The 13045-nt window shown below is 68.1% G+C and carries 11 protein-coding genes; 6 read left to right on the forward strand and 5 right to left on the reverse strand.

Annotation, left to right across the window (positions count from 1 at the left end):
* Positions 1 to 18: 18 nt before the first annotated feature.
* The 3 genes from NO345_RS05885 to NO345_RS05895 are packed head-to-tail and all read right to left on the reverse strand — an operon-like array spanning position 19 to position 1743.
* Positions 19 to 870 (reverse strand): hypothetical protein, encoded by an 852-nt coding sequence (locus tag NO345_RS05885; RefSeq protein ID WP_256297327.1) that lies wholly within the window; start codon positions 868 to 870, stop codon positions 19 to 21.
* Positions 867 to 1319: a UPF0179 family protein gene (locus NO345_RS05890; RefSeq protein WP_256297329.1), complete on the reverse strand. Its 453-nt coding sequence runs from the start codon at positions 1317 to 1319 to the stop codon at positions 867 to 869. Before NO345_RS05890 ends, NO345_RS05885 begins: the two co-directional genes overlap by 4 nt.
* 25 nt (positions 1320 to 1344) lie before the next feature.
* On the reverse strand, positions 1345 to 1743 hold the full coding sequence (locus tag NO345_RS05895; RefSeq protein WP_256297331.1) for a DUF5820 family protein: 399 nt from the start codon (positions 1741 to 1743) through the stop codon (positions 1345 to 1347).
* Positions 1744 to 2558: 815 nt separating this feature from the next.
* Here NO345_RS05895 and NO345_RS05900 point away from each other — a divergent pair.
* From NO345_RS05900 to NO345_RS05920, 5 genes are read left to right on the forward strand one after another with little or no spacing between them, the layout of a single operon-like run.
* Positions 2559 to 2738 carry a hypothetical protein gene (locus NO345_RS05900; protein ID WP_256297333.1) on the forward strand — a complete coding sequence of 60 codons (180 nt, stop codon included), beginning with the start codon at positions 2559 to 2561 and terminating at the stop codon, positions 2736 to 2738.
* Positions 2739 to 2742: 4 nt separating this feature from the next.
* Positions 2743 to 4815: a PrkA family serine protein kinase gene (locus NO345_RS05905; protein WP_256297335.1), complete on the forward strand. Its 2073-nt coding sequence runs from the start codon at positions 2743 to 2745 to the stop codon at positions 4813 to 4815.
* Positions 4815 to 7103, forward strand: coding sequence for a PrkA family serine protein kinase (locus NO345_RS05910; protein WP_256297337.1), 2289 nt, complete (start codon positions 4815 to 4817; stop codon positions 7101 to 7103). Before NO345_RS05905 ends, NO345_RS05910 begins: the two co-directional genes overlap by 1 nt.
* Entirely contained in the window at positions 7094 to 8404 is a 1311-nt protein-coding gene (locus NO345_RS05915; protein ID WP_256297339.1) for a YeaH/YhbH family protein, read from the forward strand. The genes NO345_RS05910 and NO345_RS05915 overlap by 10 nt, the downstream gene beginning before the upstream one ends.
* A complete protein-coding gene (locus tag NO345_RS05920) occupies positions 8397 to 10400 on the forward strand; it encodes a SpoVR family protein (RefSeq protein ID WP_256297341.1) in 2004 nt (667 codons plus the stop codon). Before NO345_RS05915 ends, NO345_RS05920 begins: the two co-directional genes overlap by 8 nt.
* 15 nt (positions 10401 to 10415) lie before the next feature.
* On the opposite strand, the gene NO345_RS05925 is transcribed toward NO345_RS05920, so the two are convergent.
* On the reverse strand, positions 10416 to 11759 hold the full coding sequence (locus NO345_RS05925) for a DUF7827 domain-containing protein (protein WP_256297342.1): 1344 nt from the start codon (positions 11757 to 11759) through the stop codon (positions 10416 to 10418).
* 138 nt (positions 11760 to 11897) lie between these two features.
* Between NO345_RS05925 and NO345_RS05930 the strand changes: the two genes are divergently transcribed.
* A complete protein-coding gene (locus tag NO345_RS05930) occupies positions 11898 to 12293 on the forward strand; it encodes a secondary thiamine-phosphate synthase enzyme YjbQ (protein WP_256297343.1) in 396 nt (131 codons plus the stop codon).
* A 4-nt stretch (positions 12294 to 12297) separates the two neighbouring features.
* Here NO345_RS05930 and NO345_RS05935 read toward each other — a convergent pair whose 3' ends face one another.
* Positions 12298 to 12966, reverse strand: a complete 669-nt coding sequence (locus NO345_RS05935; RefSeq protein WP_256297344.1) for a glycerophosphodiester phosphodiesterase — start codon at positions 12964 to 12966, stop codon at positions 12298 to 12300.
* Between the last annotated feature and the right edge of the window lie 79 nt (positions 12967 to 13045).

Here is a 13045-nt window from a genome sequence, read left to right on the forward strand (position 1 = left end):
ACCGGCGGTGCCCGGGCGTCAGGAACCGCCATCTCCGGTGTCGCGCCGGCCGATGGCCGCGAGGATCGCCTCCGGACCGACGCCGGTGAGCGCTGCGACCTCGTCGGCCGGTCGGTCGAACGTGTCGAACGCGAGCAGCGCACCCTGCAGACGGACGATGCGGCGGCACTCGGCGTCGGTCCGTTCGGTCGGGTCGAACCGCGGCTCGCCGCCGGTGGCGACCTCGACGTGGTAGCTCGCGAGCACCGCGTCGCGGTACGTGCCGTCGTCGACGCTCGCGTCGGTCTCGAGGAGGGAGACGAGCCGGGCGAGGACGGCGAGGCCGGTCGAGAGCAGGTGTTCCGTGTCGGCGTCGGTCTCGTGGGCCGCCTTCGTGCCGACGGCGGCACGCTCCAGTCGCTCGAGCAGCACCGCGAGCGCGAGGTACGGGTCCGGGTCGTCGGGTTCGTACACCAGCTGGGCGAGGAGCTGGCCCTGCCAGCGGCCCGCGTTCCGGACGACCGTCTCCGCCGCGGTCCCGAGCGGGTCGTCGACGGGGAGGTCGTCCTCGGCGTCCGACAGCCCGTCGGAGTCGAGCAACGGCACGTCGAACCGGTCGGCGTAGCGGCTCGCCGACGATCGGAACCGCTCGTCGGCAGGGCGGCTCAGCACGTCGTCGGCGAGGACTGTCGGCTCGGGCAGCCCGAGCGCACCCGACGCCTGCGACCCGAGCGAGAGCAGCGGCGAGAGGCCAGCCGCGAGCACGTCCTCGGCGGGTGTCGGGTCCTGCGTCTCGAGCTGTGCGGCGACGCTGTTCTCGACGGGTTCGTCCGCCGACCCGTCGTCCGACTCCACGTCCTCGGCGGTCTCGTCGTCCGGGTCCCCGCTCATGCGTCCTCGTCGGGCGCGAACTCGACCATCGTCAGGTCGCGGTCGAGGTGGCAGTACTCGTGCGGTGGGTCGCCGACGACCTCGGCGATGCGGTGCTCGGCGTCCAGGTCGGCACCGTCGGGCTCGCAGAGCTCGTGGCTCGGGCAGTCCGTGTGGGGACATGACCCGGCGAGTCCGACCTTGCTGCCGGCGTAGGCCTGCCGCGAGGGGACGTTCGCCCGGACGCCGACGGCCTCGACCTCGACGGCGCGGACGCCCTCGTCGTGGACGGCACACTCCAGCGTCTGGGCGTTCTGGCGCACGTCCGTCACCTGGTACTTCACGCCGTCGGTGAGGTTCAGACACTGGCTGCGGTAGGGACAGCCCTCGCAGGCGCTCGCCTCGCCCTCGTAGACGAACTCCGCACCGGGGTCGGCGAGCCGTGCCCCGATGAGCGTGACCTTCGACATGTCGCGGCGTACGCGAGGCACCCGGTTAAGACTGTCCCGTCAGCTCGTGCAGCTTCGCGATGTAGTCCTCGCGCGGGACCTGGTACACGTCGTCGGGGTCGATCTCGCCGTCGGCGAACCGCCGGGCGAGTTCGACGGTGCCCGCGACGCCCGCCTCGCGGCTCTCGTACCGGTTGGTCTCCTGCAGCTGCACGTCGGGTTCGAGGGAGAGGGTGACGTACCAGTCGCCGGAGACGGCGTCCTCGCGGGAGATCCCCGGGCGGCGGTGGTTCCGGCGGCCACGTGTGAGGTACAGCGTCGGCAGACACGGTGCCGGGAACTCCGTGGAGTCGAACACGTCGGGCCGGTAGGCGAGGACGCAGCGGCCCTCTGGCTCCTCGTTCCAGACGACCCACCCGTCGGGCAGGTCCGCGAAGTCGCTCATGACCGCGAGTTGGCGGCGGTGCGGTTAATGAGTCCCGGTCCGCGGTCTCGTGGGCGTCCGGGTCGGGTGGGCGAGCAGGGCCGTGGTCGGAAGAACTCCATCGAGTCGGCCGTGAGGCGGTGTTTCAGCGCCTCTCGACCAGACAGTATATAAATGGGCCTTCGTTGCCACCGCCGCTGGGGGACCCACGTACCCTCCAGAACACGATGAAACCGACCCGTTTAAAATCCAGTTTAAGTCATAGTAGATACCTCTTGGGGGCGAGCTATCTCGTGGCACCTCCCGTCGTGCCGGTCGGGATTCCTGCCACGAGTGGCGACGGCCCGACTCCCTTCGCCGGTCCAACGTCGGTCCGAACCTGCCGCGGCCGCGCATCGGTACGCTCGTCACTGCCGTCGTTCTGCGGGAGAAGCCCGGCGCTTTCCGGGGGTTCGAGGCGGTGGAGAGCCCACCGGATGCTGTCGGTAGGTGCGTGCTACTGTCCCGACTCCTCGAACGACCCGGGGAGGCCGGTGGTGCGGATGCCGGTGGTTCCACCTCGACGGCCACCGGCCGTATCCGTCGGGGGTATATAAATGTCCGCGCTATCGCCCACGAACAGCGGGTAGCGGAGCGCCCCTCCGACGAGAACAAACCGATTCCTTTAAAGTGAGTTTTGGTCCAGCTAAATATTTGTTGGGGTCAAACTTATGCGCGTTCGCATCTGAACTAGGGATACCACTCGGTATCCCCCGCACTACCGGTCGTGGTGGCCCCTTCGGTCTCGAACACCGTCGAGTGGCCGTCACGCCCCCGGTAGTGTCACGAGTTCACATATGGCACGACGAACGTCCGGACGGATGGGGCGCGGCCAGGGCGGGCGCGCCGACGACGCACCGAGACCGGACGGGCCGGTCGGGTCAGGGGCGACCGAGCACGTGTTGGACCGACGGCGACCCGCGAGCGCGTTCGGCCGCCCGACGCGCGAGTCGACGGTCCGGACGAGATACCCATGATAGCATGACCGACACCAGAGAATCACTGGCGGAACTGAGCACCGACTACAAGGAGTCGATCCCGGCCGACCTGCGGGAGACCAGCCCCTTCGAGTGGTACCTCGACGAGGTGTACGAGGACCCACTGGTCGCCCGGAATGCGCACCAGCGCGTCGCCGACATGTTCGACTTCTACGGCACCGAGTACGACGAGCGCGAGGGCATCGTCAAGTACAAACTGGCGACGGAGGACCCCCTCAACGACGGGGAGAACACGTTCTACGGGAACGTCATCCACCAGAGCATCCACGAGTTCGTCAACAAGGTGAAATCCGGGGCGCGCGGGCTGGGGCCGGAGCGCCGTATCAAGCTGCTGCTCGGCCCGGTCGGGTCGGGGAAGTCCCACTTCGACCGGATGGTCCGGCAGTACTTCGAGGACTACACCCTGCGCGACGACGGCCGGATGTACACGTTCCGGTGGACCAACCTCTGCGACGTGGTCCGCGACCAGGACCCCGCCGACGACGTGGTCCGTTCGCCGATGAACCAGGACCCGCTCGTCCTCCTCCCGAAGCGACAGCGCCAGGCCGTCCTCGACGACATCAACGAGGTCCACGACGCGCCGTACACCATCCGGAACGAGCAGAGCCTCGACCCCGAGTCGGAGTTCTACATGGACCGGCTCCTGGAGGAGTACGACGACGACCTCGAGACCGTGCTCCAGAACCACGTCGAGGTCATCCGGCTCACCGCCGACGAGAACAAGCGCCAGTGCCTGGAGACGTTCGAGCCGAAGGACAAGAAGAACCAGGACGAGACCGAACTCACGGGCGACGTCAACTACTCGAAGATCGCCATCTACGGCGAGTCCGACCCGCGCTCGTTCGACTACTCCGGGGCCTTCTGCAACGCGAACCGCGGTATCTTCTCCGGCGAGGAGCTGTTGAAGCTGCAACGCGAGTTCCTCTACGACTTCCTGCACGCCACCCAGGAGATGACCATCAAGCCGAAGAACAACCCCCGAATCGACATCGACCAGGTCATCGTCGGCCGGACGAACATGCCCGAGTACAAGGACAAGAAGGGCGACGAGAAGATGGAGGCGTTCAACGACCGCACGAAGCGCATCGACTTCCCGTACGTCCTGGGCTACGAGGAGGAGGCCGACATCTACCGGAAGATGCTGAACAACGCCGACGTGCCCGACATCAACGTCGAGCCCCACACGCTGGAGATGGCGGGGCTGTTCGCGGTGCTCACCCGCATCGAGGAGCCCGACACCGAGACCGTCGAGATGATACAGAAGGCGAAGGCGTACAACGGCGAGATCGACGACGGCGACGACATCGACGTGAAGAAGCTCCGCGACGAGGCGGAGGCGAAGGCCGAGATCGGCGAGGGCATGGAGGGCGTCTCGCCCCGGTTCATCGGCGACGAGATCGCCGAGGCCATCATGGACTCGAAGCACCGCACGCGCGGGTTCCTCTCGCCGCTGACGGTGTTCAACTTCTTCGAGGAGAACCTCGAACACCACGGCTCCATCCCCGAGGAGAACTTCGAGACGTACTACCGCTACCTCGAACTCGTCCGCGAGGAGTACAAGGCACGCGCCATCGAGGACGTCCGCCACGCGCTGGCGTACGACGTCGACGAGATCCAGCGGCAGGGCGAGAAGTACATGGACCACGTCATGGCCTACATCGACGACGACACCATCGAGGACGACATCACCGGCCGCGACCAGGACCCCGACGAGACGTTCATGCGCTCCATCGAGGAGAACCTCGACATCCCCGAGGACCGCAAGGAGGACTTCCGCCAGGAGGTCTCGAACTGGGTGTCCCGGCGGGCCCGTGAGGGCGACACGTTCAACCCGCAGGACAACGAGCGCCTGCGCCGCGCCCTCGAGCGCAAGCTCTGGGAGGACAAGAAGCACAACATCAACTTCAGCGCCCTCGTCAGCGCCAACGAGACCGACGACGACGAGCGCAACGCCTGGGTCGACGCGCTCATCGAACAGGGCTACTCGCGCGACGGCGCGACGGAAGTGCTCGAGTTCGCCGGTGCCGAGGTCGCCAAAGCAGAGATGGAAGACTGATGAGCACGGGAGACGACTACGTCACGGCGAGTGACCGCGCGCTGGAGGATACCTACGAGGCCCCGATGAGCCTCGCGGAGTACGTCGACCGCGCGTTCGAGCAGCCCTCAATCGCGGCCCACGCCTCGAAGTACCTGCTGCAGGCCATCGAGGCGGCCGGCACCCGGACCGTCGTCGAGGAGGGCGAGGAGAAGGAGCGCTACCGGTTCTTCGACGACCCGCACAACGACGGCGAGCACGCGGTGCTCGGCAACACCGACGTGCTCAACTCCTTCGTCGACGACCTGCGCTCCATCGCTGCCGGGCGTGGCAAGCACGAGAAGATACTCTGGTTCGACGGCCCGACCGCCACGGGCAAGTCCGAGCTGAAGCGCTGTCTCGTCAACGGGCTGTGTGAGTACTCGAAGACGTCCGAGGGGCGAAGATACACCGTCGAGTGGAACGTCGCGGCCGCGGAGGGGAGCAGCCGCGGGCTGAGCTACGGCGACGACCTCGGCGGCGACGACGAGAGCGACTGGTACGAGTCGCCCGTGCAGGCCCACCCGCTGTCGGTGTTCCCCGAGTCGGTCCGGGCGGACCTGCTCGCGGAGATGAACGACCGCGTCGACTCAGACGTCCCCGTCCGCGTCGAGGAGCGGCTCGACCCCTTCAGCCGCGAGGCGTACGACTACCTCGAGGAGCGCTACCGTCGCGAGGGTCGGGAGGACCTGTTCTCGGCCATCGCCGACAGCCGGCACCTGCGCGTGAAGAACTACGTCGTCGACGTGGGGCAGGGCATCGGCGTCCTCCACAGCGAGGACGACGGCTCGCCGAAGGAGCGCCTCGTCGGCTCGTGGATGCGCGGGATGCTCCAGAAGCTGGACTCTCGCGGGCGCAAGAACCCGCAGGCGTTCTCCTACGACGGCGTGCTCTCGCAGGGCAACGGCCTACTGACCGTCGTCGAGGACGCCGCCCAGCACGCGGACCTGCTCCAGAAGCTGCTGAACGTGCCCGACGAGGGAACGGTGAAGCTCGACAAGGGCATCGGGATGGACGTCGACACGCAGCTGGTCATCATCTCGAACCCCGACCTGGAGGCGACGCTGAACCAGCACGCGGAACGCCAGGGGATGGACCCGCTGAAGGCGCTCAAACGGCGGCTCGACAAGCACGAGTTCACCTACCTGACGAACCTCTCGCTGGAGACCGAACTCATCCGGCGGGAGCTCACCGGTGAGACCTCGGTCTGGACCGCCGAGTCCTACGACGACCTCGCCGACCAGATCCGCCAGCCGGTGACGCTGTCGGTCAAGCGCTCGGCGGACCGGCTCACCGACCGGGAGTTCGCCCCGCACGCCATCGAGGCGGCGGCGCTGTACAGCGTCGTCACCCGCCTCGACGACGAGGACCTGCCGACCGGGCTCGACCTCGTCGACAAGGCGATTTTGTTCGACCGGGGCTACCTCCAGGAGGGCGACACCCGGCGCGAGGCCGAGGCGTTCGAGTTCGCGGACGACCCGAAGGACGGGACCCACGGCATCCCGGTCACCTACACCCGGGACGTGCTCGCGGACCTGCTCCACGAGGAGACGGACCGGCACCACGCCGACCTGCCCGTCGAGAGCGTCCTCATGCCGCGCGACGTGCTGAACGCGATGGTCGAGAACCTCGTCACCGCGCCGGTGTTCTCGACCGGCGAGCGCACCGAGTTCGAGTCCCGCGTCGCCCAGGTGAAGAACCACGTGTTCGACGCCCAGGCACAGGACGTGGTCGACGCGATGCTCCACGACAGCACCGTCGACGAGGCGACCGTCGCGGAGTACGTCGAGCACGTCTACGCGTGGGAGACGGACGAGCCCATCGTCAACGACCGCGGTGAGCGCGAGGAGCCCGACCCGCTGAAGATGAAGGTGTTCGAGGTCGAGCACCTCGGCCGCTTCGACGAGGACGAGTACGAGGGCGACCAGCCGAGCGAGGCCGTCGCCGCGTTCCGTCGCGAGAAGATCATCACGGCGCTGAACCGCCACGCCTGGGAGCACCGCGACGAGGACTTCGCCATCGAGGACGTCGACCTCGCCGCCATCCCTGTCGTCCGCGCCGTCCTGGAGTCGAACGACTGGGACGACGTGCGCCGCACCTACGAGGACTTCGAACCGAGCCAGTGGGACGACCCGCCGAGTGGCACCGAGACCGCCGACCTCAAGGCCAAGACCATCGACGCGATGGTCGACCTGCAGGGCTACTCCGCGGCGTCGGCCGAACTGACCAGCAGACACGTCATGGGACAGGTGGCGTACAGATGGGACTGAAAGAGGACCTCGACCGGTTCCGGGAGGTCGGCGAACAGCGACGCGAGGACCTGAAGGAGTTCATCCAGTACGGCGAACTCGGCCGCAGCGGCGCGGACCAGGTGAAGATCCCCATCAAGATCGTCGACCTGCCGAGCTTCGAGTACGACCGCCGCGACCAGGGCGGCGTCGGCCAGGGCGACGCGGACGTGGGCGACCCCGTCGGCCAGCCCCAGCCACAGCCCGGCGAGGGCGACGAGGGCGACCCCGGCGAGGAGGGCGGCGAGCACGAGTACTACGAGATGGACCCCGAGGAGTTCGCCGAGGAGCTCGACGAGGAGCTCGGGCTCGACCTCGAACCGAAGGGCAAGCGCGTCGTCGAGGAGAAGGAGGGCCCGTTCACGGACATCACGCGAAGCGGCCCGGACTCGACGCTCGACTTCGAGCGGATGTTCAAGGAGGGGCTGAAGCGCAAGCTCTCGATGGACTTCGACGAGGAGTTCCTGCGGGAGGTGCTGAAGATCGACGGCTGGGGGCCGCGCAAGGCGTTCGAGTGGGCCCGCGGCGAGAGCCTCCCCGTCTCGATGGCGTGGCTGGACGACGCCTACGACGAGATCCCGCGCGAGGAGCGCACGAAGTGGTCCTCGCTGGAGGAGGTCGAGGAGAACGTCGAGCGCCAGACCGTCACCGAGAAGATACGGCGGGAGGGCATCAAGCACGTCCCGTTCCGCCGCGAGGACGAGCGCTACCGCCACCCCGAGATCATCGAGGAGAAGGAGAAGAACGTCGTGGTCGTCAACATCCGCGACGTGAGCGGCTCGATGCGCGAGAAGAAACGGGAGCTGGTCGAGCGGGTGTTCACGCCACTGGACTGGTACCTCACCGGGAAGTACGACAACGCCGAGTTCGTCTACATCGCCCACGACGCCGACGCGTGGGAGGTCGAGCGCGAGGAGTTCTTCGGCATCCGCTCCGGTGGCGGGACGAAGATCTCGAGCGCGTACGAGCTCGCCGCGCACCTGCTGGAGGCGTACCCGTTCAGCGAGTGGAACCGCTACGTGTTCGCCGCGGGCGACTCCGAGAACTCCAGCAACGACACCGAGGAGCGGGTCATCCCGATGATGGAGGCGATCCCGGCGAACCTCCACGCCTACGTGGAGACCCAGCCGACCGGGACGGCCATCAACGCGACCCACGCCGAGGAGGTGGAGAACCACTTCGCCGGCAGCGACGACGTGGCCGTCGCGTACGTCACCGGCCCGGAGGACGTCACAGACGCCATCTACACCATCCTCTCCACGGAGGGGGATTCCGATGAGTAATCCAGACCGGATCGAGAAACAGCGCATCGCCGACGACCTCAGAGAGCACGTCGCGGAGGCCCGGAACCTCGCCGAGAAGTTCGGGCTCTCCCCGTACGAGGTGAACTACTGGGTCGTCGACTACGACGAGATGAACGAGCTCATCGCCTACGGCGGCTTCCAGCACCGCTACCCGCACTGGCGCTGGGGGATGCAGTACGACCGCCAGCAGAAGCAGGGCCAGTACAGCGGCGGGAAGGCGTTCGAGATCGTCAACAACGACGACCCCGCCCACGCGTTCCTGCAGGAGTCGAACACGCTGGCCGACCAGAAGGCGGTCATCACGCACGTCGAGGCGCACTCCGACTTCTTCGCGAACAACGACTGGTTCCAGCTGTTCGCCGAGGGGACGCCCAACGCGGCCGCGATGCTCGAACGCCACGCCCGGGCCATCTCGGAGTACATGCAGGACCCCGAGATAGAGCGCGCCGAGGTCGAGAAGTGGATCGACAACGTGCTGACGCTGGAGGACAACATCGACCAGCATCGCCCGTACCAGGCCGTCAGCTCGGTCGTCGACGACCCCGAGGAGCTGGACCCCGAGGACCTCGCCGACCGGCTGGGCGACCTCGAGCTCTCCGAGGAGGTGCGTCGCGAGGTGTTCGACGACGAGTGGCTGGACGCGCTCGACGGCGACGAGCCGCCGGCGACGTTCCCCGAGGAGCCACAGAAGGACGTCATCGCGTTCCTGCGGACCCACGGCAAGCAGTACGACCGCGAGGCCGAGAAGGCGACCGACATGGAGCCGTGGCAGCGCGACGTGCTCGACATGATGCGCGAGGAGGCGTACTACTTCGCGCCACAGAAGATGACGAAGATCATGAACGAGGGCTGGGCGAGCATCTGGGAGTCGCGGATGATGACCGACGAGGGGTTCGCCGGCGACGACGAGTTCCTCAACTACGCCGACCACATGTCGGCGGTGCTCGGCTCGCCCGGGCTCAACCCCTACAGCCTCGGCAAGGAGCTCTGGGGGTACGTCGAGAACACGACGAACCGCAGGGAGGTGCTCGACAAGATACTTCGCGTGAAGGGCATCACGTGGCGCAACCTCAAGGACAGCGTCGAGTTCGCGGCGGTCCGCGAGCTGCTCGAACCGCCCGCGGCGCTCGACAGCATCGACGCGGACTCGCTGGACGCGGTCGCCGAACTCCCGGACGAGTACCTCGACTGCGAGGCGCTGGATCGGGCGATGGACGGCGAGATCGACGTCGACAGCTACCCCTGGAAGGTGCTCTCCTACGAGGGGATGTGCCGGCGGCACTACTCGCTCGTCCGGCGGCCATACCGCGGCTTCCTCGAGCGGGTGAGTCAGTCCGAACTGGAGCGCATCGGGCGCTACCTGTTCGACGACCAGGTGTACGACAGCGTCGAGGAGGCAATCGCCGACGTGGACTACGCGGCCGGCTGGGACCGGATGCGCGAGGTCCGCCGGAGCCACAACGACGTGACGTTCGTCGACGAGTTCCTCAGCCAGGAGTTCATCGACGAGAACGAGTACTTCACCTACGAGTACTCGCAGGCGACCGGCCAGTACCGCGTCGCCAGCCAGGACGCCGAGGACGTGAAGAAGAAGCTGCTGCTCCAGTTCACGAACTTCGGCAAGCCCACCGTCGCGGTGTACGACGGCAACTACAACAACCGCAACGAGCTGCTGCTCGGCCACGAGTACAACGGCGTGATGCTCGACGTCCGGCAGGCCAAGCAGACCCTCGAACGCGTGTTCGAACTGTGGGGTCGCCCCGTGAACCTCCTGACGGTCGTCAAGGAGGTGTCGGACCACGACCGCGAGGTCGCCCGCCGGCGGAACCGCGAGCCCGAACCCAAGGAGCAGGGTCGGCTCGTCCGCTACGACGGCGAGGAGTTCGACGAGCAGGACGTGCCGTGGGAGGACGTCGAGCACCTCGCGGCCGACGACGTGGACTACGACACGAAGCCCGAGGACTGGCTCGCCTGAGTCGGCCTCCCGTCGCTATCCTCGCCGCAGTGCCAGCACGCGCCCAGCGATACCGACACCCAGACCGACGAGGGCGGCGAGCGCGCCGAAGCCGGGCTGGCCGCCGTCGTTCGGCCGTCGCGGCCCGGGCACCAGCGTCGGGTCCTCCTGGATGGTGTCGTTCGTCAGCCGCACCTCCAGTTCGCCGGTGACGGTGCGTGCGCCGCCGTCGATGCCGACCGACCACTCGGTCGTCCCCTCCGTCAGGGGGCTGGTGTCGAACGCCACGTCGACGGTGCGCTGTGAGCGCGGGCCGACGGTCACCTCGCGGGTGACGTTGGCCCCCTCCATCGAGACGACGACGGTCGCCGTCCCCTCGCGCTCGCCGCTGTTGACGACGCTCACCGCGAAGGTGGCGTCGCGGCCCTCGATGACGGTCTCGGGTGCCTGCACGTCGACGACCTCGAGGACGGGCCGGTCGGGCTGGGCACCGGCGGGCAGCACCCGGAACGCGGTCGACGAGCTCACCCTGCCGCCCCCGGTGTAGGGATTCGACCGCAAGACGACGAACCGGGCGACGTAGTCGGTGTCGGCGTCGAACACCGTCGCGTTCGGCGGGATGCCGACGACGAACTCGTCGTACTGCGGGAGGTGGAGGAACGTGGCGTTCGAGAGGTCGACCGCGCTGCCGTCGGGACGACGGGTGATGCGGAAGCTGACGCCGTCGGTGCCGTTGCCGGTCAGGTCCTCGATACCGTCGACGTAGCCGTGGATGCTCTGGCGCTCGACGAGCACGAACAGCCACTCGTCCTGCTCGATAGCGCCGCTGATGCCCGACCGCGCGAACGCGGCAGACGCGTCGGCCAGCGGCGGCCCCTCCAGGACGGTGATGGAGGAGCGCCGGAGCGGGTCGGACTCCAGCACGACCACGTCCTCGGCGACCACGCCGTCGTCGTGTCGGACCGAGACTGTGTACCGGCCTTCACCGAGTCGTTCGTCGCGCTGTGGCGTGGTCCGCCGTGCGTCGAGCACCCGGTCGGGCTGGTCGACGGCGACGGTCCGGTTCGCGACCGCGTCGGTCGCCACGAAGCCCGCGTGGTAGGTGTTCCAGCGCAGGGTGACGACCCCGTCGCGGTTCTCGTCGGCCACCCGGACGACGAGCCGGTAGTCCAGGCTCTCGTTCTCGATGACCACCGTCGCCTCGGTCTCGTTGCCCGCGAGACCGACCGGGATCTGCACCACGTCGCCGGGCTGTTCCGTCGTTCCGTTCGGCAGGGACCAGCCCCCGTCCTGCGAGGGCGAGTCCCGCTGGTCGTGCAACGCGCCGCTCGTCGCCCCGCCGTCCGTCGTGTCGTCGGCCCCCGCTGTCGTGCCCGCCACACCCGCCGTCGCCACCACCGCGACCGCGAGCAGACAGACACAGGCGAATGTGCACCACCGTGCCATCTGTCGTGTTACCACTCACCTCAGCCTACCCCGTCAAGAAGGTTCTCGTTGTCGGCTCGCGAACCGTCACCCATGCACAGGGAGCAGTTCACCGTCGAGACCGACGAGCGCCTGACCACCGTCGACGTGACCGACCGGGTCCACGCCGCGATCCCCGACGAGGCGACCGGGCTCTGTACGGTCGCGACCGGGCACACGACTGCCGGCGTCGTCGTCCAGGAGGGCGAGCCACGGCTCCGTGAGGACATCGAGACGTTCCTCGCCGACCTGGTCGCCGACGACGGCTGGCGGCACGACGGGATCGACGACAACGCCGACTCGCACCTCCGGGCGACCGTCGTGGGGCGGGACGTCACCACGCCCGTCGAGGGTGGCGAACCCGAACTCGGCACGTGGGGGTCGGTGCTGCTCGTCGACTGCGACGGCCCGCGACGGCGGACCGTCGAGGTGTGTGTTGTCGAGGGGTGAGCAGCTACCGAGCGAGCACGCCGCTGCGGTCGCTGACGATGCCGTCGACGCCCCGGAGGCCGAGCAGGCGGACGATGGCCGGCGAGTGGACCGTCCAGACGTTCACCTCGATACCGGCGTCGTGTGCCCGGGGGACGAGCTTCGAGAGCAGCGGGAGGAAGTAGTGGGGGTGGACGTAGTCGCAGTCCAGCTCGACCGCCGTCGTCACGGGCCGGTTCCGGAGGCTGTCGGTGAGGAAGGCCGTCGGTACCGACGGCGCGGCGGCGCGTGCCTCGGCGAGCGCGTCCCGCTCGAACGAGGAGAGCATCGCGTCCCCGTCGTGAGCCGCCAGCGCGTCGGCGACCTCGGCGGCGACGTCGACCTCCTTGCACTCGACGTTGAGCGCGAGGTCGTCGGGGACTGCGTCGAGGACTGCCGCGAGCGTCGGCACGCCCTCGCCGGAGCCGAGCACGTCGAGTGCGGCGAGCTCCTCGCGAGTGAGGTCCGCGACGCGACCCGTCCCGTCGGTGACGCGGTCGACCGTCTCGTCGTGGTGGACGACGACCTCGCCGCTGGCACACCGTCGCACGTCGAGCTCCATCACGTCGGCACCGCTCTCGGCGGCGTGTTCGAGCGCGGCCAGCGTGTTCTCGGGGGCCTCGTCGGCGAACCCGCGATGGGCGATGAGTCGCACACGCGCCCTGTCGCTCCGAGCGACTTTACGCGTTTCGTCGTCGGGTTTAACGACACGTCTCACGACGGGAGAACCGCTT

It is taken from the genome of Haloarchaeobius salinus, from assembly GCF_024464185.1.
Taxonomy (GTDB): Archaea; Halobacteriota; Halobacteria; order Halobacteriales; family Natrialbaceae; genus Haloarchaeobius; species Haloarchaeobius salinus.

What these genes read in the sequence shown, in the direction of transcription:
- NO345_RS05885 (WP_256297327.1), bottom strand. Translation starts at nt 870, where the DNA reads ATGAGCGGGGACCCGGACGACGAGACCGCCGAGGACGTGGAGTCGGAC.
- NO345_RS05890 (WP_256297329.1), bottom strand. Translation starts at nt 1,319, where the DNA reads ATGTCGAAGGTCACGCTCATCGGGGCACGGCTCGCCGACCCCGGTGCG.
- NO345_RS05895 (WP_256297331.1), bottom strand. Translation starts at nt 1,743, where the DNA reads ATGAGCGACTTCGCGGACCTGCCCGACGGGTGGGTCGTCTGGAACGAG.
- NO345_RS05900 (WP_256297333.1), top strand. Translation starts at nt 2,559, where the DNA reads ATGGCACGACGAACGTCCGGACGGATGGGGCGCGGCCAGGGCGGGCGC.
- NO345_RS05905 (WP_256297335.1), top strand. Translation starts at nt 2,743, where the DNA reads ATGACCGACACCAGAGAATCACTGGCGGAACTGAGCACCGACTACAAG.
- NO345_RS05910 (WP_256297337.1), top strand. Translation starts at nt 4,815, where the DNA reads ATGAGCACGGGAGACGACTACGTCACGGCGAGTGACCGCGCGCTGGAG.
- NO345_RS05915 (WP_256297339.1), top strand. Translation starts at nt 7,094, where the DNA reads ATGGGACTGAAAGAGGACCTCGACCGGTTCCGGGAGGTCGGCGAACAG.
- NO345_RS05920 (WP_256297341.1), top strand. Translation starts at nt 8,397, where the DNA reads ATGAGTAATCCAGACCGGATCGAGAAACAGCGCATCGCCGACGACCTC.
- NO345_RS05930 (WP_256297343.1), top strand. Translation starts at nt 11,898, where the DNA reads ATGCACAGGGAGCAGTTCACCGTCGAGACCGACGAGCGCCTGACCACC.